Source organism: Streptomyces sp. SCSIO 30461 (genome assembly GCF_037023745.1).
In the GTDB taxonomy this organism is placed as follows: Bacteria; Actinomycetota; Actinomycetes; order Streptomycetales; family Streptomycetaceae; genus Streptomyces.
Genome location: NZ_CP146101.1, coordinates 6466973 through 6491482, shown reverse-complemented (window position 1 = coordinate 6491482; position 24510 = coordinate 6466973). Strand labels below are relative to the sequence as shown.

Genomic DNA, 24510 nt, shown 5'->3' with positions numbered 1-24510 from the left:
CGGGCCGGGCGCGCACCCGGTCGGCCCGCCCCGAACCCCGGGGAATCCGCACCGTGCGAAGAATGCCAGCAGCACCGTCAGCACTGCCCGCACTCCTCCTGGTCCTCGTGACACTGCTGTTCCAGGGCGTTGCGCCGACCGCCCACGCCGCCGACAACGGCGAGTGGTCGGTCGAGCCCGCCTCGACCGGGCTCGGCAAACGCCCGTACTTCTATCTCACCGCCGAGCCCGGTACGACCGTCACCGACACGGTCACCGTCAGCAACAAGACCTTCGGCCCTCTGAGCTTCCTGCTGTACGCCGCCGACGCGTACAACACGGAACGGGACGGAGGCTTCGCCGTGCGCACCAGGAAGGAGCCGCAGCGAGGCGTCGGCGCCTGGGCCAAGCCCGAGCGCGAGAAGGTGACCGTCCCCGCGCACGGCTCGGTCGCCGTCCCGTACACCCTCACCGTCCCCGAGAACGCCGAGCCCGGCGACCACCCGGGCGCGCTCGTGGCCCTGGACGAGCGGATCACGCGGGGGTCGGGGGCCTCGGTCGCCGTCGGTGTCCAGCGGGCCGTGGGTGCCCGGGTCTACCTTCGGGTCAACGGTCCGACCATGCCCGCTCTGACGGTCGAGGACGTCAGCTACGAGCCTGACCGGCCGCTGGTGCCCGGCACCGGAGAGAGCAGTGCCCTCATCTCGTACACGTTGCACAACCGGGGGAATGTCACCCTCAACCCCAAGGTCGCCCTGCGCGCCGAGGGGATCTTCGGGCGAACGCTGCTGGCACGCGACCTCAGCAGGATCCCCGGTGAGCTGTTGCCCCGCCAGCGGATCAGGCTCACCGAGAGCTGGTCGGGCGCCCCCCAGCTGGACTGGGGCGAGGTCGAGCTCACCGCCACCGCCCGAGAGGTGCGCGAGTCGGCATCGGTGTCGTTCCTCGCCCTGCCCTGGCTGGTCGCCGGTGTGCCGGCGGTGGCGGGTGCGGGAGCGGTGGTGTGGCTGCGGATACGACAGGCGCGCGGGCGCCGGACGGCGCCCGTCGACGGATGAGGAGCCGCCGCCGGATGACGCGCTGTACGTGAGGGCCGCCGGGATCAGGGAGAATGGCCCGCATGAGCGTTCACACCCCTGGAACTGATGGACCTGATTCCGGATCCGGAGCCCCGCATCGCGCGGGCTTCGCCTGTTTCGTCGGCCGCCCCAACGCGGGCAAGTCCACTCTCACGAACGCTCTGGTCGGCCAGAAGGTCGCCATCACCTCCAACCGGCCGCAGACCACCCGGCACACCGTCCGCGGCATCGTCCACCGCCCCGACCTCCATGCCCAGCTCGTGCTGGTCGACACCCCCGGACTGCACAAGCCGCGCACCCTGCTCGGTGAGCGGCTCAACGACGTGGTGCGCACCACCTGGGCCGAGGTCGACGTGATCGGCTTCTGCCTGCCCGCCGACCAGAAGATCGGCCCGGGTGACCGCTTCATCGCCAAGGAACTGGCCGAGGTCAGGAAGACCCCCAAGGTCGCCATCGTCACCAAGACGGATCTGGTCGACTCCAAGACCCTCGCCGAGCAGCTGATCGCCATCGACCGGCTCGGTCAGGAGCTCGGCATCGAGTGGGCCGAGATCGTTCCGGTGTCGGCCGTCGGTGACAAGCAGGTGAAGCTGCTCGGCGATCTGCTGGTGCCGCTGCTGCCCGAGAGCCCGCCGCTCTACCCGGAGGGCGACCTCACCGACGAGCCGGAGCAGGTCATGGTGGCCGAGTTGATCCGCGAGGCGGCGCTTGAGGGCGTGCGGGACGAGCTGCCGCACTCGATCGCGGTGGTGGTCGAGGAGATGCTGCCGCGCGAGGGGCGCCCGGCGGACAAGCCGCTGCTGGACATCCATGCCAACGTCTACATCGAGCGCCCCAGCCAGAAGGGCATCATCATCGGCCCGAAGGGCAGCCGCCTCAAGGAGGTCGGCATCAAGTCCCGCAAGCACATCGAGGCCCTGCTCGGTACCCCGGTGTTCCTGGACCTGCATGTGAAGGTCGCCAAGGACTGGCAGCGCGACCCGAAGCAGCTGCGCAGGCTCGGGTTCTGACCCCGGGCCGCTGCCTCACGCGCCCTCCTTCAGCACCCGTTGGATCAGCTTGCGCTGAGCGTCGGTGAGCCGCGGATCGGCGCACCGCACGGTCTCCGCCTCCCCGTCGTCCACCGTCAGCTCGTACCGGAACCCGTCCGGCACTCCTGTCACCGGCATGCCCCGGCCGTCGTTCATCGCCTGTGCGGCCAGGGCGTGCCACTCCCGGGCGTCGGGTCGGCCCTCTGTGTCCACCTCGGCGACCCGTTCGATCCCGGCGAAACCACCTGTGCGTCGTACGCGGATACGCATGGGTATCAGTGTGCGGTCACTCCGACCTGCTGCCAGGCCTTCAGCACCGCCTCATGCTCCGAACCCTCGCCGTAGCGCGCCGCGGCGGCCGACACCGTGGCCCGCGCGAAGTCGGTGAAGGAGGCGTCGACCTCCAGGGTCCGGCCCGTCAGCACGTCGTACCAGATCTGCCCGGCCCGCTCCCACGCCTTGCCGCCGAGCTGTGTGGCGAGCAGATAGAAGGCGTGGTTGGGGATGCCCGAGTTGATGTGCACCCCGCCGTTGTCCCGGCCGGTGCGGACGTAGTCCTCCATCGTTCCGGGCTGCGGGTCCTTGCCGAGCACGTCGTCGTCGTACGCCGACCCGGGCTCCTTCATCGAGCGCAGCGCCACCCCGGTCACCCGCGGTGCCAGCAGTCCGGCGCCGATCAGCCAGTCGGCCTGCTCCGCGGTCTGGTCGAGCACATACTGCTTCACGAGCGAGCCGAAGACGTCGGACACCGACTCGTTGAGTGCGCCGGGCTGCCCGAAGTAGGTGAGATTCGCCGTGTACTGGGTGAGGCCGTGGGCGAGTTCGTGGCCGATGACGTCGATCGGCACCGTGAAGTCGAGGAAGATCTCCCCGTCCCCGTCGCCGAACACCATCTGCTCGCCGTTCCAGAAGGCGTTGCCGTAGTTCTCGTCGTAGTGCACGGTCGCGATCAGGGGCAGGCCCGCGCCGTCGATCGAGTCGCGCCCGTAGGCGGCCATCAGCAGCTCGAAGGTCGCGCCGAGTCCCGCGTACGCGCGGTTCACCGTGGCGTCCTGCCCCGGATCCTCGCCCTCGTCGCGCACCTTGGTGCCGGGCAGCGTGGTGCCGTGCTCCGCGTCGTGGATGGTGCGGCGCGGTCTTCCGGCCGGCTCTTCGGCCGGGCAGGCGGTGGCGCCGACGACCGCCGTCAGACGGCGGCCGGTGCGCTGGGCGGCGTCGGAGACCAGGGTGCGGCGGGCCGCGGCGGAGATGGCCGCGTCCTCGCTGCGGGCCAGCTTGTCGAGCATGTGCGGCGGCACGATGCCGCAGAAGACCGGCGACCGGGACATTCCGGCGCGGGTGGAGGAGTGGGTGTCCATGTCTGGCAATGTGGCACTGGGTCATGGAACTGTCACGAGTTGCGACGACGATTAGCAAAATAGAGTGGTCTGTCACAATTTCCCGTTACTGATCAGTTGACTGATCAGTCGTCCCGCATACTGAAACGGGACCACCGCTCCCGCGGAAGCTCCGCTACTCTCGATCGCATCATGCGTTTCGGGCTGCTTCTCCTTAGCTGCCGCGGCGAGGGCCTGTAGTCGTAGGCCGACCCCCTCCCCGCGGAGTCTGGTGCTGCGTTTCGACAGTCGGCCGTCCCCCTCACAGGGACCCACCAAGCCCTCCAGGATCCGAGGAGCCCCACGCAATGTCCCAGCCGCAGTCGATCGGCAAGCCCACCCCGATCACCAACACGACGCACACGCAGCAGCCGTCCGGTATGCCGATCCACAAGTACCGCCCGTACGAGGCCGTGGACATCCCGGACCGCACCTGGCCCGAGCAGCGGATCACCAAGGCTCCGCGCTGGCTGTCCACCGACCTGCGTGACGGCAACCAGGCGCTGATCGATCCCATGTCGCCCTCGCGCAAGCGCGAGATGTTCGACCTGCTGGTGCGTATGGGCTACAAGGAGATCGAGGTCGGCTTCCCGTCGTCTGGTGAGACCGACTTCGCCTTCGTCCGCTCGATCATCGAAGAGGGCGCGATCCCGGACGACGTGACGATCTCCGTGCTGACCCAGGCCCGCGAGGACCTGATCGAGCGCACCGTCGAGTCGATCGTCGGCGCCAAGCGTGCCACCGTGCACCTGTACAACGCGACCGCCCCCACCTTCCGCCGTGTCGTCTTCCGGGGTTCCAAGGGCGACATCAAGCAGATCGCCGTGGACGGCACCCGACTGGTGGCGGAGTACGCCGAGAAACTGCTGGGCGACGAGACGGTCTTCGGCTACCAGTACAGCCCCGAGATCTTCACCGACACCGAGCTGGACTTCGCTCTGGAGGTCTGTGAGGCGGTCTGCGACGTCTGGCGGCCGGGCCCCGGCCGCGAGATCATCCTGAACCTGCCGGCGACCGTGGAGCGCTCCACCCCGTCCACGCACGCCGACCGCTTCGAGTGGATGTCGCGCCGCCTGACCCGCCGCGAGTACGTCTGCCTGTCCGTGCACCCGCACAACGACCGCGGTACGGCGGTCGCGGCCGCCGAGCTGGCGATCATGGCGGGCGCGGACCGTATCGAGGGCTGTCTGTTCGGGCAGGGCGAGCGGACCGGGAACGTGGACCTGGTCACCCTGGGCATGAACCTGTTCTCGCAGGGTGTCGACCCGCAGATCGACTTCTCGCAGATCGACGAGATCCGTCGTACGAGCGAGTACTGCAACCAGATGGAGATCCACCCGCGCCACCCCTACGCGGGCGATCTGGTCTACACCGCCTTCTCCGGCTCCCACCAGGACGCCATCAAGAAGGGCTTCGACGCGATGGAGGCCGACGCCGCGGCCAAGGGCCCCGGGGTCACCGTCGACGACATCGAGTGGGCCGTCCCGTACCTGCCGATCGACCCGAAGGACGTGGGCCGCTCCTACGAGGCCGTCATCCGCGTCAACTCGCAGTCCGGCAAGGGCGGTATCGCCTACGTCCTGAAGAACGACCACAAGCTGGACCTGCCGCGCCGGATGCAGATCGAGTTCTCCCGCATCATTCAGGCCAAGACCGACGCTGAGGGCGGCGAGGTCACGCCCGGCGACATCTGGTCGGTGTTCCAGGACGAGTACCTGCCGCACCCTGACGACGACGGCGCTCGCTGGGGCCGTGTCCAGCTGCGCAGCGGCCAGACCACATCGGACACCGACGGCACCGACACGCTGACCGTCGAGGCGGTCGTGGACGGCGTCGACACCGTGCTGTCCGGTGCCGGAAACGGCCCGATCTCCGCGTTCGTCGACGCGCTGAACACCATCGGAGTCGACGCCCGTGTCCTGGACTACCAGGAGCACACGATGAGCGAGGGCGCGTCCGCGCAGGCCGCGTCCTACATCGAGTGCGCGATCGACGGGAAGGTGCTGTGGGGCATCGGCATCGACGCCAACACCACGCGTGCCTCCCTGAAGGCGGTCATCTCGGCCGTCAACCGCGCGGCCCGGTAACGTCCGCGGCACCTGGCACCAGCGAACCCCGTCCACGACCGTGGGCGGGGTTCGGCCATGTCACGGCGAACTGTCGCCAGAGTGCTGACGCCGCCTCACCGATGTGGCTAACATCACGTCCACGCGGCGCTGTTGCCGTGGGGCGGCTCCTGGCTCCGCCCGGGGGACGTGACGGAGGTGCGACGTGCCGCGATTCAGACCGGGCATCAACGGCATGGTTCTCCTGTATGCCTTCCCACGGCTCTTCGGAGTGCGCACCTCGTGGGTCACGGTCGGCGACGGCGAGTTCTTCTGCCCAGACTGCGGTGGCGACCGCAACTTCCGGCGCCGCACGGGGCGGCGCCGTTTCACGGTGCTCGGTGTGCCCGTCCTCCCGCGTGGTGCGGCGGGTCCCGTGGTCGAGTGCACCGACTGCCAGACGCACTTCGGCATGGAGGCACTCGACCACCCCACCACCGCCCGCTTCTCGGCGATGCTGCGCGACGCCGTCCACACGGTCGCCCTCGCCGTCCTGGCCGCCGGCGGCACCGGCTCCCGCACGGTCACGGAGACCGCGGTCGCCGCGGTGCGGGCGGCGGGAATCCCCGACTGCACGGAGGAGCAGCTCACCGCGATGATCGAGGCGCTGGCGGCCGACACCGGACGTTTTGTCACGGACACGGAGCCCTGCGGTGCGGCGCTCGCGATCGAACTCCACGAGGCGCTGGAGCCGCTCGCTCCGCACTTGGCGCCTGCGGGCCGTGAGTCGATCCTCCTCCAGGGGGCGCGGATCGCCCTGGCCGACGGCCCCTACACCCCCGCGGAGCGTGAGGTACTGGCGACCGCGGGCAACGCACTCGCGCTGGACGCGGACGACACGGAGCGCCTCCTGGCCGCGGCGAGGACACCGTCCCCCTGATGGCGCCCGCACCGGTGGTGCCCCGTGCGACGACGGGAACCGAACGCGGGTGCGGAGCCCGGGGTTACTCCCCGGGGAGTAACCCCGTGTAGCGCGCCACCCCCCGCAGTACCCCCGACTCGGCCCTGAGCGCGACGATTCGCACCCCTTCAGGGCGGGAGGCTGGTCGCACACCGACAGCCCGTCGAGAGGGGAAGACCCCATGGGGTCCGTGACACCACCCGCCACCCCGCCGGAGGTGCGAAGCGCACGGAGGCAGCAGCCTCCGCAACACCCGCCGCGCCGCGGGTCCCAGAGCCGCCGTGCGCTGCCCTGGGCGGTCCTCGTGCTCTGGATCGCGCTCACGGCGCTCGCCACGCCTTTCGGGCAGAAGCTCGCCGACGTGAAGCGTGACGGCATCGTGGACTACCTCCCGGACAGCGCCGACTCCACCCATGCCGCCAGGCTCCAGCAGCGACTGCCGGGCGGCGAAGGCGCCGAGGTCGTGGTCGTGTACCGGCGGGAGGGCGGGCTGACGGCCGGGGACCGGGCTGCTGCCACCGCGCAGACCACCCGGATCGCGGCAGCGCACAAGCTCACGGCCCCGCCACGCGGCATCCCGTCCGCGGACGGGACCACCCTCATGTACCCGGTCTCGACCACTGAGACCGGCAACGACAACGTCGCGCGCAATGCCTTCGTCGACGCCGTACGCGAGAGGGTCGGCGGAGGCGACGGACTCGAAGTCCAGGTCGGCGGCCCGAGCGCGCTGCAACGTGACATGGAGGAGGTCTTCGAGTCCGTCGACGGCACCTTGATGCTGGTCACCGCGCTTGTCGTCGCCGTCCTGCTGATCCTCACCTACCGCAGCCCGTTCCTGTGGCTGCTGCCGCTCGCCGTCGTCGGTGTGGCCGCGGTCGCCAGCCAAGCGCTCGTCTACGGGCTGGTCCAGGGCTTCGGACTCACCGTGAGCAGTCAGAGCGCGGGAATCATGACGGTGCTCGTCTTCGGCGCGGGTACCGACTACGCACTGCTGCTCGTGGCCCGCTACCGCGACGAACTCCGGCGTGTGGAAAGGCCGTACGAGGCGATGTGGGCGGCGCTGCGCGGCTGCGGTCCCGCCGTGCTGGCCTCGTCGGGCACGGTCGCGGCCGGGCTGCTGTGCCTGCTGGCCGCCGACCTCAACAGCGCCCGCGGCCTCGGACCGGTGGGCGCCATCGGCGTGGTGTGCGCGTTGGTGGCCATGATGACGCTGCTGCCCGCGCTGCTCGTACTGCTCGGCCGCCGGGTCTTCTGGCCTCTCGTGCCCCGCTACGGAAGTGAGGCGGCGGCCACCAACGGGCGTCGTGGCGTGTTCGCCGCGATGGGCGGCGTCGCCGCCCGCCGTCCGGTCGCCGTGCTCGCCGGTGGTGCGGTGCTGCTCGGGGGGCTTGCGCTCGGCATGCTCGACCTGCCGGGCAGCCTCAAGCAGGAGGACGGTTTCACCGAACGGCCCGAGTCCGTGTCCGCCATGCGCACTCTCGCCGACGCCTACCCCGAACGCGCCAGCCAACCCATCCTGGTGATGGCACCGGCGAGCACCGCGGACCGGACACTAGCCGACGCCCGGGCGACCGGCGGAGTGGCCGCAGTCGAGCGGGGCCGTACGGCGGACGGCTGGACCGAGATCAGCGTGTACGCCGAGGATGCCCCCGAGTCGGCGGGGGAGCGCTCCACCATCGAGGAACTGAGGGCGGATCTCGACCCGGCCGGAGCGTACGTCGGCGGGCCGAGCGCCCAGCAGATGGACCTGGAGGACACCAACGCCCGTGACACGGCGGTCATCGTCCCACTGGTGCTCGCCGCCGTGCTGCTGGTCCTGGTCGCGCTGCTGCGCAGCCTGGTCGCCCCGCTGATCCTCATCGCCGCGGTCGTCGCCGTCTGGGGCGCGTCCCTCGGGATCGGCGGGCTGCTCTTCGGACCGGTCTTCGGTTTCGCCGGCATGGACCCCGGACTGCCGCTGCTGTCCTTCGTGTTCCTCGTCGCACTCGGCGTCGACTACGGGATCTTCCTGATGCACCGGATGCGGGAGGAGGCCATCGCCGGGGCTCGGCCCCGGGACGCGGCGCTCACCGCGCTGCGCACCACCGGAGGGGTCATCGCGTCGGCGGGCATCGTGCTGGCGGCCACTTTCGCGGTGCTGGCGACCCTTCCGCTGGTCGCTCTGGTGGGCATGGGAGTGGTCGTCGCGGCGGGCGTGCTGCTGGACACGTTCCTCGTCCGCACCTATCTGGTGACCAGCGCGAGCCTCCTGCTGGGCCGCCGGGTGTGGTGGCCCGGTCCGCTCAGCCGAGGCGGCACACCGCGAGAATGAGGGTTGTCCATGAGGCTGATGAGGCCTCGTGGCGGCTTCAGGGGGCTCATGCGAACTCGTGGGGGCCGGGAAGCGGATCGGGAGTCGGAGACGGGAGCCGGGATGGCGGGACGACTGACCGCGGCCATGGCGCGGGCGGTGGCCGCGTACGCCGACGAGGGCGCGGAGACACCCCGGCCCCGCCTGGGGGAGCGCGTGCTCACCGCCGTCAGCCGCGACCCGCTGACCGCTCCGCACCGCCTGCGCCATGACGTGCTGATCGCGCTCGGCGCGGGCGCCGTCACCGTCGTGCTCGCTCTCACCGTCGGCAGCGGCCGGGCCCCAGACCCGCTCGGCTGGCTGCTGCTCGGTGCCGGGACCGTACCGCTGGTCTGGCGCCGCAGCCGCCCTGTCCTCGTGCTGGCGGTGGTGCTGGTCTGCGCGGTCGCGTACCACGCGGCCGACTACACCCATGCCGCTCCGCATCCGGCCACGGTGCTGGCCCTCTACACCGTGGCCGCCACGGCGCGTCCGCTGCTGACGTTCGTCATCGGCGCGGGGGTGATGGGCGCGACCGTCGCGGTGATGTTCAAGGTCGGTACGGCCGAGGGCGCGGGGGCCCTGTGGGCCTCCGGCTGGATTCTGGCGGTGCTGATCTTCGGCGTGGACGTGCGTACCTACCGGCGCTACATCGCCTCCGTGGTGGCCCGCGCCGAACGCGCGGAACGCACCAGGGAGGAGGAGGCCGCGCGGCGCGTCGCCCAGGAGCGGCTGCGGATCGCCCGCGATCTGCACGACCTCCTCGCGCACAGCATCACCCTCATCGGCGTACGGACGGCGGTCGCCTCGCACGTACTGACCTCCGCTCCGGACCGGCTGGACCGTGCTGCCGTCGCCACCGCGCTGGACGAGATCGCGGAGACCTGCCGTACGGCCCGCCAGGAACTGCGCACCACGCTCCAGGTGCTGCGGGACGACGGCAGTCGGGGGGACGGCCCGCTGCCCGGTCTTGAGGCGCTGCCCGCGCTGGTCCGTGCCGCCGGGGCCGACCTGGAGATACGCCCGCCGGGCCTGAGCGTCGCCTCCGCGACCGGCGCCGCCGTCTACCGCATCGTCCAGGAGTCCCTGACCAACGCCGTCCGCCACGCGGGTCCTGACGCGCCGGTACGAGTCACCCTCGCCGCCGACGACCGGGGCGGCGGGGCGCTGCGGCTCACCGTCACCGACGACGGCGTATCCCCGTGGGACGGCGCACGGGGCGGATCGGGTGGATCGGGTGGATCGGGCGGGCCCAGTGCGGGGTTCGGTATCGCGGGTATGCGTGAACGGGCGCGCAGCGTCGGCGGTACGTTGTCGGCGGGACCGCGCGAGTGCGGTGGGTTCGAGGTCGCGGCCGTGCTGCCGCTCGGGATGGGGGAGTCCGCGGTATGACCGGGGCCGGGACGGCGATCCGTGTGCTGCTCGCCGACGACCAGACCCTCGTACGCGCCTCGTTCGCGATGCTGGTCGAGTCGGCACCGGGCATGGAGGTCGTGGCCCAGGCGGGCACCGGCCGCGAAGCGGTCGCCCTGGCCCGTTCCGAGCGTGCCGACGTGGTCATCATGGACATCCGGATGCCCGAAACCGACGGTATCGAGGCCACCCGGCAGATCGCGGCGGACGACGACCTCGCGGGTGTCAAGGTGCTGGTCCTGACCACGTACGACACCGACGAGCACATCATCGACGCACTGCGCGCGGGTGCTTCCGGCTTTCTCGTCAAGGACATCAGGCCGGCGGACCTGCTCGCCGCGATCCGGACCGTCGCCGCCGGTGAAGCCCTGCTGTCACCGGGGCCCACCGCCCGGCTCATCGCCCGGGTACTCGCCACCCCCGACGCCCCGAGGGCGGTGGCCGGACTCGACGGCCTCTCCGAGCGGGAACGTCAGGTACTGGCCCTGGTCGCCCGTGGCCTGAACAACACGGAGATCGCCGAGGGACTCGGCCTCAGCCCGCTCACCGCGAAGACGCATGTCAGCCGGATCATGGGCAAACTGGGTGCCCGGGACCGCACCCAACTCGTCGTCATCGCGTATGAGTCGGGCCTTGTCGTCCCAGGCTGCTGAGCCCGTCAGAGCCATGCGGAAATCACCTGAACCGGTGTGCGGCGGGCGGGGAGGCTTGCGCGGTGATACCCGACCTGGTGCCCAGCTACCTGAGCCGGGACGCAGCTGATCCCGCCCGGTACCCCTTCGACAGCGCGTCGGCGGCAGAGGTGCCCGCAATCTGATCGTCCAGGTCACCGACAAGACCGGTTGCGGAAGCGGCTGGCACGCGCCTATCCGGACGTCTGTTTCTTCCATCCCTTCGACGACGGGAACGCGCGGTCCGCCTTGCTCACCCTTGTGTTCGTGCTCGCGCGTGAAGGTGTGGCGCTCGACGACGTCCTGCTGCTCCGCCTCCGCCCCTTCCAGGCGGACGAACCGCAGGACGCGCGGCGGCTCGTCGACTACGTCGAGCTCCACCTCGACAGCACGCGGCGTGCCGCCGAGGCTCACAATCCACCGCTGTGTAGCCGGGCAATATGCAACAAATAACCACACTTGGGGCATGCTGATGTCAACTCTTTGTGAACAACAGCGCATTGACAGCACCCGACCGTGACGAACGGGTGTGGGCATGCCATGCTTCGGCCGAGTTCATTACTCCCGAGTAATGAAGCCACCCCCCGACCCATCTCGCCGGAGGACCACCCGTGCGTGCCCTCACCAGGAGATTCCTGGTCCCTGTCGCCCTGACGACATTCGCCCTCACCGCGAGCGCATGCTCCGCACCGTCCCATCAGACCGGCCCCGGCGCCGGTCCGACCCCGGTAGCCAAAGCCGCGGCGGACAGCTCCGAGCAGCTCGATGTCGCCGCGGCGCCCACCGACGCCCCCACGCCGACGGCTGTCGCCGCGGCGGGCAGCAGGGGGAACGGTGCCAAGAAGACCGCGCTGACGGTCGCCGCGTACGACAAGAGCACCGGACGCGCCGTCATATCCAAGCCGTCGAAGCGCTCTCCCGACCCCAGCCCTTCCAGCCCTTCCAGCCCTTCCGCTCCCTCCACCGAGCCCACCGACGGCTCATCGGACGCCCCCACCGCCGGCCCTTCCGACGGCCCCGAGAGCGACGCCCCCGTCAGGTCCGGCGACATCATCGCCAGCGCTCCTGCCCCCGGCGCTCCCGACGGGTTGCTCGCAGAGGTCATCGAGGTCGTCAACGAGACCGAGCAGGGCACCGAGGTCCGCACCAAGCCGACCACCCTCAACGCCGTCCTGAACGACGACAAGGCCGACGGCGAAGTCCCCGTCGACCCGTCGACGATGGACGTCGAACCCCTCGTCGAAGGCGTCAAGTTCTCCTGGGCCAAGCCCGACGGGATCACCTTCGGGCCCAACGGCGCCAAGCTGCCCCTCGGCAGCCTGCGCCTCGATGTCGGCACCTCCATCGCCACCGCGAAGGACGCACCCGCGTCCGCCGCCGCCTCTGTGGCCGGCTTCGTCCAGCTCTCCCCGCAGGTGGAGTTCTCCTACGACGGCAGCGGCAATGGCAAGGTCGGCAAGTCCGTCCCGCGCGGCGCCTTCCTCGGACTGTCCGGCGACTGGGACGCCCAGTGGCGGCTCAAGGGCCGTGCGTCGGGCGAGGTCAAGCAGCGCATCCCGTTCGCCAAGCTGCACGCCGACCCGGTGATCCAGGTCGGCCCGGTGCCGGTCGTCGTCAACCTCGATCTGACCTGCTACATACAGGTGGAGGCGGACGGCCGCATCACCCTGGACGTCGAGCAGAAGGTGAACGGCGACTTCCGCGTCGGCGGCAGCTACAGCCGCGCCGACGGCTGGAAGCCGGTCAGCACCTCCGAGGTGAAGGGCACCCCCATCACCGCGAAGGTCACCGCGGGCGGCCAGGCGAAGGCCGTGCTCGGCGCCGAGGCCTCCGTCGGCCTCTACGGACTGGTCGGCGTCAGCGCCGAGTTCGCGCCCTATCTGCGCGGCGAGGCAGCCGTCACGGCCACCGCCTCATCGGACGGCAAGGCGTCGATCGTCGGCAACTGGGCTCTGTACGGGGGCTTCGACCTGAACGGCAACCTCCAGCTCCAGCTGTCCATCTTCGGTACGCCGGTCTTCAGCAAGCGCGTTCCGCTGGGCAGCCTGCACCGCGAATGGACCCTGGTGAGCGGCAAGGGCAGCGCCTCGACGCCCAGCTAGGCGTACTGATCCACAGCCCTTGAACCGACGGCGCTCCGCCACCCCCCCCCGTGGAGTGGCGGAGCGCCGTCCGTTCGCCATGGCTGCTGCTGCCGCGTCCCGAGCCGTTCCGCCGGGAAGCGAGGATCTCGTGCGACGTCCCAGATACCACTCGACATCGCGGCGTACAGCCACGACAGCACGCATAGCCGGCCAAGTCCGAGCACCAGTGCCGCGGCCCCAGGGCAATGAGGGCGTCGACCGGACCGGTCCCTCCCAGGGCGGTGACCACGCCCGCCGCGATCCCGAGCGGGGACCGGCCGACGGGCACGGTGTCCACGACCGCATTGGTGGCGATGCCGATCACCGACACCGAGCCGGGCCGGCACTTCCAGAGCCGAAAGTACGCGACGGAGCATGACGGTCCAGGGAATTGCGCATCGGCAGTGACGCGCGCACGACACCTCGCCCGGATACGCCACAATGGGCACACGTGTACGGCGGTTGGGGGACGGGGGGACTGTGCGGCGTACGCATGCCACGACCGTGCTGGCCATCAGCACCAGTCTCCTGTCCGTCCTGCTGTCCGTACTGCTCGCCATCGCAGTGAACGTGGCGACCGGCGGCACCCTCCCCGACGCCCTCGTGCCCCTCTCTCCGTACGCCTGGTGGCTGGTCGGCCTGCTGACCCTCGCCACCGCCGTCGGGGCCGTACGTGCACACCGCGCCGTCCCCGCAGCCACGGCGCCTGAGGACAGCCCAGCTGTGCCGCCCGCCGCCGAACCGGATGAACTCCCGCCGCCGATAGCGGACTTCGCCGGCCGCGCCGACGAAGTCGGAAAGCTGTTGCGTCTGGTGGACGCCGGTCACCGTGCCATCGCCATCACCGGCGCGCCAGGGCTCGGCAAGTCGACCCTTGCCATCCGCCTCGCGCACGAACTGGGTCCGCGCTTCCCCGACGGCCGGCTCTACGCCGATCTCGGCGCGGGTCGCGGCACCCCGGCCACGTCGGCCGCCGTACTGGCCCGGCTGCTCGAAGCGATAGGCGCACCGGTCGAGGAGCGGTCAGGCGATATCGCGGCGCTCGCCGCGCGCTTCCGCAACCGTACTGCCCGGCGTCGCGTCCTGCTCCTGCTGGACGATGCCGCCGACGCCGCCCAGATCCGGCCCCTGTTGCCGGGCGGAGACGGTTGTCTCGCGCTGATCACCAGCCGCAAGGCCCTCGACGGGGTCCCCGAGGCGACGCCCCTCGCCCTCGGTGGCCTCGGCGACAGCGAGGCGCTCGCACTGCTCGCCGCCGTCGCCGGGCAGGACCGGGTGGACGTCGAGCCCGAAGCCGCCCTCCAGGTGGTCCGCGCCTGCGGGCTACTGCCCCTCGCCGTCCGGATCGCCGCCGCCCGACTGCGCTCCCGCCCCGGATGGCCGGTGAGCGAACTCGCCGCCCGGCTCGCCGACGAACGCCATCGCCTGGACATGCTCCACCTTGACGACCTCGCCGTACGCGCCGTCTTCGAGGCGTGCTACGCCGCGTTGGAACCCGCTGACCGAGCCCTCTTCCGGAGCCTCGGCGCCCACCCCGGCCCGCGTGTCACCGTCCGGGTCGCGGCAGCCGCGGCGGGCCGCGATCCCCACGCCGCCCGATCAGCCCTGGAACGTCTCACCGACGCCCAACTCCTCGCTTGCACAGGCCCCGACGCCTACCGGCTCCATGATCTGGTCCGGCTGTTCGCCGCCGAACGCCTCGAACGAGACACCGACCCCGCCGAACGCCGTGCCGTACTCGCCCGTCTCATCGCCGCCCACACCGAGGACGCGACCGAGCACGGGAGTCACGCCTGGGGCGGTGCGCAGCAGAGCACGGTCTCCCTCCTCGTGCGGGCAGCGGTGCGGGAGGGGCTGCACACCGAGGGGTTCCGACTCGCCCTGGCCGCCGACCGCTGGCTGTGGGACCAGCCCAGCCAACTGCCGCGCCTCGCCATGTGGACGAGCATCCTGGACACCGCACGTCGACTCGGCGAACAGCGCGTCTCGGCATGTGCCATGCGCGGCATGGGCGCCGCGTATCTGCACGAGGGACGCTACGACCAGGCTGTGGACCATCTGCGGATGTCCGTCGCCATCCAGCGTCACACCGGCACCAGGCCCGAGCAGATCAAGACCCGCCGTCTGCTGGGCGACGCCCTGCGCCACGCGGGCCGTTACGACCAGGCGCTGGCGGAGTACCGCACGGTCCTGAACGCCTACCGCGAACTCGGCCGCGCCATGGGCGAGGCGGAAGTCCTCAGCAGCCTCGGCGCGCTCCACCTGGACCGCCGCCGCCCCGATGAGGCCATCGTCTGCCTCGAACCGGCGGTCGCCGCACTCGTACGCCGCGGCGGCAGCCCCGCCTATCCGGCCGACGCCCAGCGCAATCTGGGCGCGGCCTACGTCCAGACCGGCGATCTGACCCGCGCCGAACACTCCCTGCGCGCCGCCCTGGCCTTGTACCGGCAGCACGACCGCCCGGTGGGGGAGGGCTGGACGCTGCGTGAACTGGGGCGCCTGGAGGAGAGACGCGGCGCTCTCTCCGACGGTGCAGCCCACCACCGTGCCGCACTCGCCGTCTTCGACGAGGCGGGCTACGGCGTGGGTGTGGCGGCGCTCACCGAGACCATCGGCGACAACTTTCTGGCCCAGGGCGACGTCCCTGCGGCCGACACCCACTACCGGCGCGCTGCTGAGGTGTACGCGGACCTCGGTTACCCCGTGCGGGAGGCCGAGGTCCGCCGCAAACTCAGCCTCCGCTGACGACGCCGCCGACGAACGCGCTCCAGGCGGCGGGGGCGACCGGCACGGGGCCGTCGGGGACCTTGCTGCCACGGACGGGGACGACTCCGGGGGATGTCGTCGCGGACCTGCAGGCACTCGCCGCCTTGGCCGTTGCCGTAGCTGCTCTTGCGCCAGGGCGCGGCGCCGCAGTCGCGGTGAGGTGCCGTAGGCGGTCTCATCGGGCGGCTCGTGGGACCCACCGCAGCCCATGCGGTCCGGGAGGTGCCCACCGGCGTCGGCAGCACCGACGCCGGTGCGAGCGCAACGCGAGCGTATACGCGGGCCCCGCACGGCATCGCCATCCCCTGACCGCCGTGGCCGGCTTCTACACCGGCAACATCACGCACTCCGTCGTCCGACCCTCCGACTGCCGACGGCGGAACGGCCCCGACAGGCGTACGCACCGCACCGCGCGCATGATGAGGAGATGGCGAAGGCGACGATCCTGACCGTCGACGACGATCCAGGTGTCTCCCGGGCCATCGCCCGCGACCTGCGGCGCCACTACGGCGACCGCTTCCGCGTGCTGCGCGCCACCTCCGGGGACGAGGCACTGGAAGCGCTGCGCGAGGTCAAGCTGCGGGGTGAGCCGGTGGCCGTGGTGATCGCGGACTACCGGATGCCCACGATGAACGGCGTCCAGTTCCTGGAGGCCGCGATGGACCTCTTCCCGAGGGCGCGCCGCGTCCTGCTCACCGCGTACGCGGACACCGGCGCGGCGATCGACGCGATCAACGTCGTCGACCTCGACCACTACCTGCTCAAACCGTGGAGCCCTCCGGAGGAGAACCTCTATCCGGTGCTCGACACACTCGTGGACCTGTGGGACGCGGCATCGGACCCGGAGACACCCGAGACGAGGGTGGTGGGCCATCGCTGGTCGGCGCCTTCCTTCGCGGTACGCGAGTTCCTCGCGCGCAACCTGGTCCCGTACCGCTGGATACCCGCCGATGAGCCCGAGGGCGCCCAGCTGCTGCGGGCCGCCGGGCTCGGCGCGTGCGATGTACCGCTGGTCGTCACCGCCGATGGCAAGGCCCTGCACGCGCCGTCCGAGGCGGAGTTGGCGGCGCAGGTCGGACTCCGCACCAGCCCGGCGGCCGACTTCTACGACGTGGTCGTGATCGGCGCGGGCCCGGCCGGTCTGGGCGCGGCGGTGTACGGGGCGTCGGAGGGGCTGCGCACGGTGCTGGTCGAGCGCACGGCCACCGGGGGGCAGGCGGGGCAGAGCAGCAGGATCGAGAACTACCTGGGCTTCCCGGACGGGGTCTCCGGCGCACAACTCGCCGACCGGGCGCGGAGACAGGCCAGCCGCTTCGGGGCGGAGATCCTCAGCGCGACCGAGGTGGTGGCCCTGGAGGCGGCCGAGGCGGCGGGGTCCGGCCGGATGCTGCGGTTCGGCGACGGCACATCGGTCGGCGCGCACACCGTCGTGCTCGCGACCGGGGTCACCTACCGGCGGCTCTCGGGAGCACAACTGGAGGACTTCAGCGGCGCGGGCGTCTACTACGGCTCCGCGTCGTTCGAGGCGGCCAACTGCCGGGGCGAGGACGTGTACATCGTCGGAGGCGCCAACTCGGCGGGCCAGGCGGCGGTCTACTTCTCGCGCTTCGCCGAGCGAGTGCACGTACTGCTGCGAGGCCCGGATCTGACCCGTTCGATGTCGGCGTATCTGATCCAGCAGATCGAGGCCCTGCCCAACATCGAGGTGCACTCGTGCACGGAGGTGGCGGCGGGCGGCGGGGACGGCCACCTGGAGCGGTTGACACTGCGGGACAACCGGACCGGGGCGCTCACGGAGGTGGACGCGAGCCGGCTGTTCGTGTTCATCGGCGCCGAGCCGCAGACGCAGTGGCTGGACGGACTGGTGGCCAGGGACGAACGCGGCTTCATCCTGACCGGCCCCGACCTCCCGGCGGCGGGCAGCCGATCGCCGCGCTGGCCGCTGACCAGGGCCCCGTACCACCTGGAGACGAACGTTCCCGGGGTGTTCGCGGCGGGGGACGTGCGCGCCGATTCGGTGAAGCGGGTGGCTTCGGCGGTGGGCGAGGGCGCCATGGCCGTCACGCTCGTACACCGCTATCTGGAGGGCCAATGACAGCTCCGGAAGCGCGGCGGACACTGCCCCCCGGCGAACTGCGCACGCTGTTCCTCTTCGAGGCGCTGGACGACGAGCAGCTCGCCTGGCTGTCCGAACGCGGAAGGGTGGAGACCCGCCAGGCCCGTAACCACGTCTACACCCAGGGCGAGGACGCGTCCTGCTTCTTCGTGCTGCTGTCGGGAACGGTCGCGCTCAGCCGCCAGCTCCACGGCGACGACATCGAGCTGATGCGCAGCGACCAGAAGGGCGCGTACGCCGGGGCCACACAGGCGTACCTGGGGGATCGGGTCGATCAGGCCTACCCCAACACGATGCGGGCCGTCACGGACGTGGAACTCTTCGTGCTGCCCGCCGTGGAGTTCGCCACCGCGGTGCGGACCTGGTTCCCGATGGCCCTGCATCTGCTGGAAGGGCTGTTCTTCGGGCTGCGGGCCAGCGACATCATCGTGGGGGAGCGGGAGCGGCTGGTGGCCCTCGGCTCACTGACTGCGGGTCTGACCCATGAGCTCAACAACCCGGCCGCCGCTGCGGTCCGCGCCACGGACACCCTGCGGGACCGGGTGGCGCACATGAGGTACAAACTGGCGCTGATCGCGGATGGGCGGGTGGACGGCAAACGCCTCCACGAGCTGGTGGAGATGCAGGACGCGGCGGTGAAGCGGGCTCGCGCCGCCCGCCAGCTGACGGCCATCGAGGCCGCGGACGCCGAGGACGAGCTCGGCGACTGGCTGGAGGAGACGGGCGTGGCCAACGCCTGGGACATCGCCCCCACCTTCGTATCAGGCGGCATCGACGCCGAGTGGCTCGCCGACGCGACCGCGGAGCTCTCCGACGACAACCGCCGGGCCGCGGTGGGCTGGCTGAACTACACCGTCGACACGGAGCTGCTGATGAACGAGATCGGCGACGCGGTGGGACGGATCTCCGGTCTGGTCGACGCGGCCCGACAGTACTCCCAACTCGACCGCGCCGCCCAGCAGCCGGTGGACATCCATGAACTCCTGGACGCCACACTGGTGATGCTGAAGGCCAAGATCCCGGCCGGTGTGCGGGTGGTGAAGGAGTACCAGCCCGACCTTCCACTGGTCCCCGCCTACGGGGCGGAGCTCAACCAGGTGTGGACGAACCTCATCGACAACGCCCTCGCGGCGATGGACGGCACCGGCGTCCTCACCCTCGCCACCTGGTACGAGGCCGAGCATGTGTACGTCGAGATACGGGACACGGGAGCCGGTATCGACCCGGAGATCAGGCCCCGTATCTTCGAGCCGTTCTTCTCCACGAAGCCGGTCGGGCAGGGGACGGGGCTCGGGCTCGACATCTCGTACCGGATCGTGGTCAACAAGCACGGCGGCGACATCCGCGTCGAATCCCGGCCCGGGGACACCCGGTTCCGGGTGTGCCTTCCGCTGGTGCGGCCTTCGGCCGATCAGCCCCTCTGACTCCGCCGGCGGTCGCGGAGCCGTCGTGCGGGCTCCTCGCCGAGTCTCCGATCGACTGCGAGCCGATGTCGATCCAGGGCCAGAGGGTGCGCGACATCCAGCCGATTTATGGCGGAAAACAAACCCTTCTCCGCACTCTTCGTTCACAGCAGCCACACAGATAACTCGTGGCATGACCTCGGCATTTGCACGCGTCGCATCACGGGAACCGGCGCAACCACATTCCGCGGTACGGCCTCGGCCCAGGAGTCATCCCTTGCGGGGCCCGGCTGACCTGCGTCTAGGGTGAACGCTGCGCGCCCGGTAGGGGAACCTTGACCGCCCCGCCGCAGCGCGCACGTCATTCGGCAGCCGGGGGGACTGCGCTGCCACGGGGGAAGGACGCATCGTCATGCCGTGCTGCCGGCTCATGGTGAACGCCGCTCGGGTCGGCGTCGGAAGCCCGCCCTGTGTCGGTTCCAGGACGGTTGGCTGACCCTCGCGTCATCTCCTTCACCCGCCCTTTCGGCGGTCACCCTCGCCTGCTCACGTTCGCTGTGAAGGATGCCCCCTTTGCGTTTCAGACCGGGGTTGCTCAACCCCAGATCACGATCATCGACCTCTCTCACCACGGCCGTCACGTCTGTGGCGGCGCTGGCCGTCCTCGGTGGCCTGGCGGTCCAGCCCGATGTGCTCCACCGGAACGCCGGGGACCGCATGGCCCCGGTGGGCAACGACTACGACTGGTACGAGGAAACCCCTGCCGAGGAGCTGCGGCAGGACCAGTGCCTGATGTCGGACGTGCTCCGGCTCGGCGGGCCTTCGATGTCCGCGACCGCGCAGGACGGGCTGAACCAGTCTCAGGAGAGGCTGCACGAGCTCGCCAACCGCAAGCACTGGGAGGACACCCCGCTCGCTCAGGCGTACAAGAAGGACCGGGACGCGGCTGACAAGGAGCTGGAAGCCCTCCACGCCCTGCGAGAGACCTGGAAGAAGCCGCTCGACGGGCTTGAGACTCCCGCCGGCTTCACGGTGGCGGGGTTCCACTGGCCGCCGGGTACGTCGGCGAGCACCGGCACAGAGGACTTCTACAGCCAGACGGGTCTGACCAAGTGGGTCGCCGACCGGTTCTGGAAGAACGAAAGCGACTTCTACAAGGACCCCACGCCGAGGGCGGACGAGGCGACGGTGAAGGCCGTCAAGGACCTCGGCGGACCGCTGTACGGCAAGGACCCCACGGCCGCGAACAACCCGAACTGGAGCCGGGACTCGGCCGAGCACGACGGGTACGAGCATCTGACAGACTGGTCGCTTGAGCCGACGGGTGCGGACAACGCCCGTCTGTTCCTCGCCTCCGGTGGATTCGCGCGTACCGCACCGCAGCCGGGTACCGCTGAGTACCGGGTCGCGGTGGAGGACCTGAAGACGCGGTTCGCGTCGTGCGCCTGGCGCGATCCGATGGACCCGAACAAGGTCCTGAAGGACCTGTCCGACACGGCTGGGCAGGAGTGGCAGCAGGAGGTCGCCTCCCAGGCGACCCAGCGCAACCAGCTTCTGACCGCCAACAAGGACGCCACCAAGGCTCTCGCCTCGGGCGCGAAGACCCTGGGCGACCTGCTGGGGCACTCCTGGATCGCCGACCGCCTGGCCCGTTGGCAGGACTACTGGTCCGCGGGTGGTCTGGGCTGGATCGGCGACAGCTATGTGACGGTCGAGGTGCCCGGCGCCAAGGGGCACTGTCTGGACGTCCAGGGCGGCGGGAAGACCAACGGCACGCCGGTCCAGATCTACACCTGCAACGGCGGCGCCGCGCAGCAGTGGACGATCGAGGGCAGCGAGGACGACTTCCACCTTCGCAACGTCGGTTCGTTCAAGTGCCTGGATGTTGCGGGGAACGCGTCCGCGAACGGCACGAAGATCCAGATCTCGGACTGCTACAAATCCAAGGGCCAGTCGTGGAAGGGCGATGTCCGCGCCACCTCGCCCCTGAAGAGCGTGTCCACGGGCAAGTGCCTGGACCTGAGCGCGTTCACGAAGAGCACGGACTCGCGGCTGTGGGACTGCAAGAACACCACTGCACAGAAGTTCCTGATCAAGCCGTCCGGTCACAAGGGCACGGACAGTCTTTCCTACCCGGACAAGGCGCAGTTCGACAAGGCGACGAAGGGTGTCACCGGCACCCAGGCCGCTGCCAAGAAGCAGTTGGCTGCGCTGAAGGTGCAGTTGGAGAACGCGAAGAAGTCGGGTACGGCGTCGGACGCCGCCGAGCAGGTGGCGTACGGGATCGCGGACGCGGCCGGTGCGCCGCGGGGTCGTGGTCTGCTGGTGGGTCAGCAGAAGGCGCAGGTCACCAAGGGCGTCGTGGCCGCGTTGACGGCGATGGTGAAGGCGGGTGAGACCGCCGAGGCGGCGACGAGGGCGTCCGCCGGTGACAGTGCGACGATCGCGCAGCGCGCGTTGGCGCAGGCGGCTCAGGTCAACGCGGAGTTCCGTAAGGAGGCTGCGCACAAGGCCGAGTTGCAGGCGAAGGCGGCTGCTGACGCGGCGAAGCTGCACCGGGACAACGCGAAGAAGGACAAGGAGACCGCGGAGGCCAAGCTCGCCGTCGCGTTGAAGGCGGAGGCGGACGCGAAGGCGGCGGCCGCCGATGCGCGTGCGAAGCGACTGGCGGCGGAGGCCGAGGAGAAGACGGCCAAGGCGGAGAAGGAGACCGCCGCCGCCAAGCAGGCCGAAGCCAACCAGCACAAGCAGACCGCACAGGCCGAGGCGGCCAACGCCCAGGACGCCAAGGAGAAGGCCGAGGCCGCCGAAGCCACCGCCGTCGCGCGGAAGAACGACGCGGTCAACGCCCGCGACAACGCCAAGGCCAAGCGCGACGATGCCTTGGACGCCGAGCAGAAGGCCGACGTCGCACGCGCCAAGGCCGACGCCAAGGGAGCCTACGCCGACTCCCTGGAAGCGGGCGACGCGGCAACCGCCGCCCGCGCTGCTGCCGACGAATCGGACAGGCACGCGGACGACGCCGAAGCGGCTGCGGGCCGGGCCCGCACCGCGGCGGATGCCGCGACGCAGGCCGCCGCCGAGGCGGATGCCGCGGCCACCCGCGCCGAGGCAGCCGCCAAGCGGGCCCGTTCGAACGCGGACGCCGCCCAGGCCGCGAAGCTGAGGGCCGACGCCGCGGTGAAGACCGCGACCAGCGCCGTGGCCGACGCGATCAAGGCGTCCGAGCACGCCTTGGCCGAGGCCAAGACCGCCGTCGCGTTGGCGAACGAGGCGGAGAAGCTGGCCAAGAGCGCCAAGTCCGAGGCGGACGCGGCGAACAAGGAGGCCATCAAGGCTCTGGCCGCCGCAGCGAGGGCCGCCGGTTTCGCCCATGTCACCGCGCAGGCAGCGGTCGACGCGGGCAACGCCGCCGCCCAGGTCGCCAAGCCGGCCAACGACGCGATCCAGCTCGGCTCCCCTTACGTCACCACCGACTCGGCCGCCAGCCTGGTCGTGCTGACCGGTCAGGCGTCGAAGACGATCGCGGACCAGCAGAAGGCCGTCGCCGACGCCCACGCCAAGAACGCGCAGGCAGCGGCCGCAGCCGCGAAGAACCTCGCGGACCAGGCCACGGGCGACGCGAAGATCGCCTACCAGTACGCGGCCAACGCCGCCACCCACGCCGCCAACGCCCGCACCTACTCCAAGGAGGCCCTGGGCTACGCGGCCGACGCCGCCAAGGCGGCATCCGCGGCATCGGCGTCACTGGCCCGCACCGTCGAGTACGACCGCCAGGCCACCGCGGACGCCGCGGCCGCCGACCAGGCGGCCGGACGCGCCGAGGGCTACGCCGAGGACGCCCGCGCCTCCGCAGACCAGGCCGCACTCGACGCCCAGGCCGCCCGTCAGGCCGCTGCCGCGGCCGAGCAGGCAGCCAAGGACGCCCGCGCCGCCGCCGACCGCGCCGACGCCGCCGCCACCGAAGCCGAACAGGCCGCCAAGGACGCCGCAAGGTACGCCAAGGAAGCCCAGGACGCGGCCGACAGAGCCGAGAAGGCCGCCAACGCGAAGCAGATCGAGACCGGAACCGTCACCGACGGGGCCGGCGGCTCCATCGGTGGAATGTTCCACGTCATCGACCACATCGAGAAGGTCGGTGAGCCCGAGATCGTCAAGAAGACGTCGGGCTGCGACGGCTGGATCAACCAGCTCGCCTACCGCGGCGACTGCACCATCACCGCGAAGCTCCGGTACCGGGCGATCGTCGACCTGTACCTGTGCACCGCGCAGGACCTGGACCCGACCAAGTACACCTGCCCTGCCGGCGCGACCGTCTACCTGGGCGAGCACCGGTCCGACGTGCTGTCCCAGGAAGTCACGCACAACATCACGATCGCCGAGTTCCAGGAAGGCGTCGACCCGATCGACATCCTCTTCGGCAGCTGGATCAGGTGCGCCCAGAAACTCACCCCCGGTGGTGAGAGCGGAAGCTGGGGCGGTTGCGCCTGGGCAGCGGTGGATGTCGGCGCGCTGTTCGCGGGCAAGCTCCTCAAGCCCATCGCGGACGCCGTCAAGGCAGCCGATGCGGCCATGAGGCTCGGCATCGGATTCGCCGACGCCTTCAAGGGCCTGCGGGCCGCCGGGCTCTCGGAGCAGGTCATCGCCGGCGTCATGAACAAGGCCATCCAGAACCTGCGCGAACTGTGTCTGAAGGGCAAGCTCCCCGCCTCGGCTTCCGCGATGCGGGCCGGTGGAAGGAGCACACCGATCGCGGCGGTCGGCGCCGGCCACCACGTGCTCGACAACGGCTCGAAGGCCGGCATCACCAGCGCGGCGTTCGCCAGGAGCGGGCCCGGGTGCGGCACCAAGTGGATATCGCTCGACAAACTCCCGCACCACTACATGCGGGAGAGTAACGAGGGAATCATGCACGCCGCAGACTTCGGCATCAAGGGCAACTACAACAAGGTGAATGGACAGGCATTCATACTCGCCATTGAGCAGCTCGTGAAGAACCCGGGAACGAAGGTGATCAAGGGTACGTGGAGGAACACGCAGGAAGCCATTCACTACGTAGATGACACGGGGCTGCACGCGTCATTCGCCGCAAACGGACCGAACGTCGGGGAGTACCTCGGTGGGTGGCGATCCTCAGGAGATCAGCTAACCTATCTCCTGCGGGATGGGAAGCTCTAGACGAGAGGCCCATGACAAACCCGCGAGCGAAGAGGGCTCT

Annotated in this window: 15 protein-coding genes and 1 pseudogene; 13 read left to right on the top strand and 3 right to left on the bottom strand. The window is 70.6% G+C overall.

The window, feature by feature from the left end:
- Positions 1–62 precede the first annotated feature (62 nt).
- Positions 63–1037, top strand: coding sequence for a WxL protein peptidoglycan domain-containing protein (locus V1460_RS29210; RefSeq protein WP_407077550.1), 975 nt, complete (start codon positions 63–65; stop codon positions 1035–1037).
- A gap of 53 nt (positions 1038–1090) precedes the next feature.
- Positions 1091–2068 (top strand): GTPase Era, encoded by a 978-nt coding sequence (gene era, locus V1460_RS29205; RefSeq protein WP_407077549.1) that lies wholly within the window; start codon positions 1091–1093, stop codon positions 2066–2068.
- Positions 2069–2083: 15 nt separating this feature from the next.
- Here the strand turns inward: era and V1460_RS29200 are convergent, their stop codons facing one another.
- On the bottom strand, positions 2084–2359 hold the full coding sequence (locus tag V1460_RS29200; RefSeq protein ID WP_338676592.1) for a protealysin inhibitor emfourin: 276 nt from the start codon (positions 2357–2359) through the stop codon (positions 2084–2086).
- A gap of 5 nt (positions 2360–2364) precedes the next feature.
- The gene (locus V1460_RS29195) at positions 2365–3447 is read right to left on the bottom strand and encodes a M4 family metallopeptidase (protein ID WP_338676591.1); all 1083 of its coding nucleotides are present in this window, start codon (positions 3445–3447) and stop codon (positions 2365–2367) included.
- A gap of 326 nt (positions 3448–3773) precedes the next feature.
- Here V1460_RS29195 and leuA point away from each other — a divergent pair, with 326 nt between their 5' ends.
- From leuA to V1460_RS29155, 8 genes are all read left to right on the top strand, one after another.
- Positions 3774–5552 carry a 2-isopropylmalate synthase gene (leuA, locus tag V1460_RS29190; RefSeq protein WP_338676590.1) on the top strand — a complete coding sequence of 593 codons (1779 nt, stop codon included), beginning with the start codon at positions 3774–3776 and terminating at the stop codon, positions 5550–5552.
- 214 nt (positions 5553–5766) lie between these two features.
- Entirely contained in the window at positions 5767–6450 is a 684-nt protein-coding gene (locus V1460_RS29185; protein WP_338678251.1) for a TerB family tellurite resistance protein, read from the top strand.
- Between the two features lie 202 nt (positions 6451–6652).
- The gene (locus V1460_RS29180) at positions 6653–8782 is read left to right on the top strand and encodes an MMPL family transporter (RefSeq protein ID WP_338676589.1); all 2130 of its coding nucleotides are present in this window, start codon (positions 6653–6655) and stop codon (positions 8780–8782) included.
- Between the two features lie 102 nt (positions 8783–8884).
- Positions 8885–10192 carry a sensor histidine kinase gene (locus tag V1460_RS29175; protein WP_407077548.1) on the top strand — a complete coding sequence of 436 codons (1308 nt, stop codon included), beginning with the start codon at positions 8885–8887 and terminating at the stop codon, positions 10190–10192.
- On the top strand, positions 10189–10866 hold the full coding sequence (locus V1460_RS29170; protein ID WP_338676588.1) for a response regulator transcription factor: 678 nt from the start codon (positions 10189–10191) through the stop codon (positions 10864–10866). Before V1460_RS29175 ends, V1460_RS29170 begins: the two co-directional genes overlap by 4 nt.
- Positions 10867–11055: 189 nt before the next feature.
- A complete protein-coding gene (locus V1460_RS29165) occupies positions 11056–11337 on the top strand; it encodes a hypothetical protein (RefSeq protein ID WP_338676587.1) in 282 nt (93 codons plus the stop codon).
- Between the two features lie 158 nt (positions 11338–11495).
- Complete coding sequence (locus V1460_RS29160) at positions 11496–12986, top strand: hypothetical protein (protein WP_338676586.1); 1491 nt, start codon at positions 11496–11498, stop codon at positions 12984–12986.
- Positions 12987–13487: 501 nt separating this feature from the next.
- Positions 13488–15752: a tetratricopeptide repeat protein gene (locus V1460_RS29155; RefSeq protein WP_338676585.1), complete on the top strand. Its 2265-nt coding sequence runs from the start codon at positions 13488–13490 to the stop codon at positions 15750–15752.
- Here the strand turns inward: V1460_RS29155 and V1460_RS36520 are convergent.
- Positions 15739–15828 (bottom strand): annotated as a pseudogene (locus tag V1460_RS36520) (DUF397 domain-containing protein); the annotation flags it as partial. The gene V1460_RS29155 and the pseudogene V1460_RS36520 sit on opposite strands and share 14 nt — an antisense overlap.
- A 372-nt stretch (positions 15829–16200) precedes the next feature.
- Here V1460_RS36520 and V1460_RS29145 point away from each other — a divergent pair.
- The 3 genes from V1460_RS29145 (at position 16201) to V1460_RS29135 (ending at position 24470) form a co-directional block, all read left to right on the top strand.
- On the top strand, positions 16201–17868 hold the full coding sequence (locus V1460_RS29145) for an FAD-dependent oxidoreductase (protein WP_338676584.1): 1668 nt from the start codon (positions 16201–16203) through the stop codon (positions 17866–17868).
- A complete protein-coding gene (locus tag V1460_RS29140; RefSeq protein WP_338676583.1) occupies positions 17865–19313 on the top strand; it encodes an ATP-binding protein in 1449 nt (482 codons plus the stop codon). The genes V1460_RS29145 and V1460_RS29140 overlap by 4 nt, the downstream gene beginning before the upstream one ends.
- 543 nt (positions 19314–19856) lie before the next feature.
- Positions 19857–24470, top strand: a complete 4614-nt coding sequence (locus tag V1460_RS29135; RefSeq protein WP_338676582.1) for an RICIN domain-containing protein — start codon at positions 19857–19859, stop codon at positions 24468–24470.
- Positions 24471–24510 lie beyond the last annotated feature (40 nt).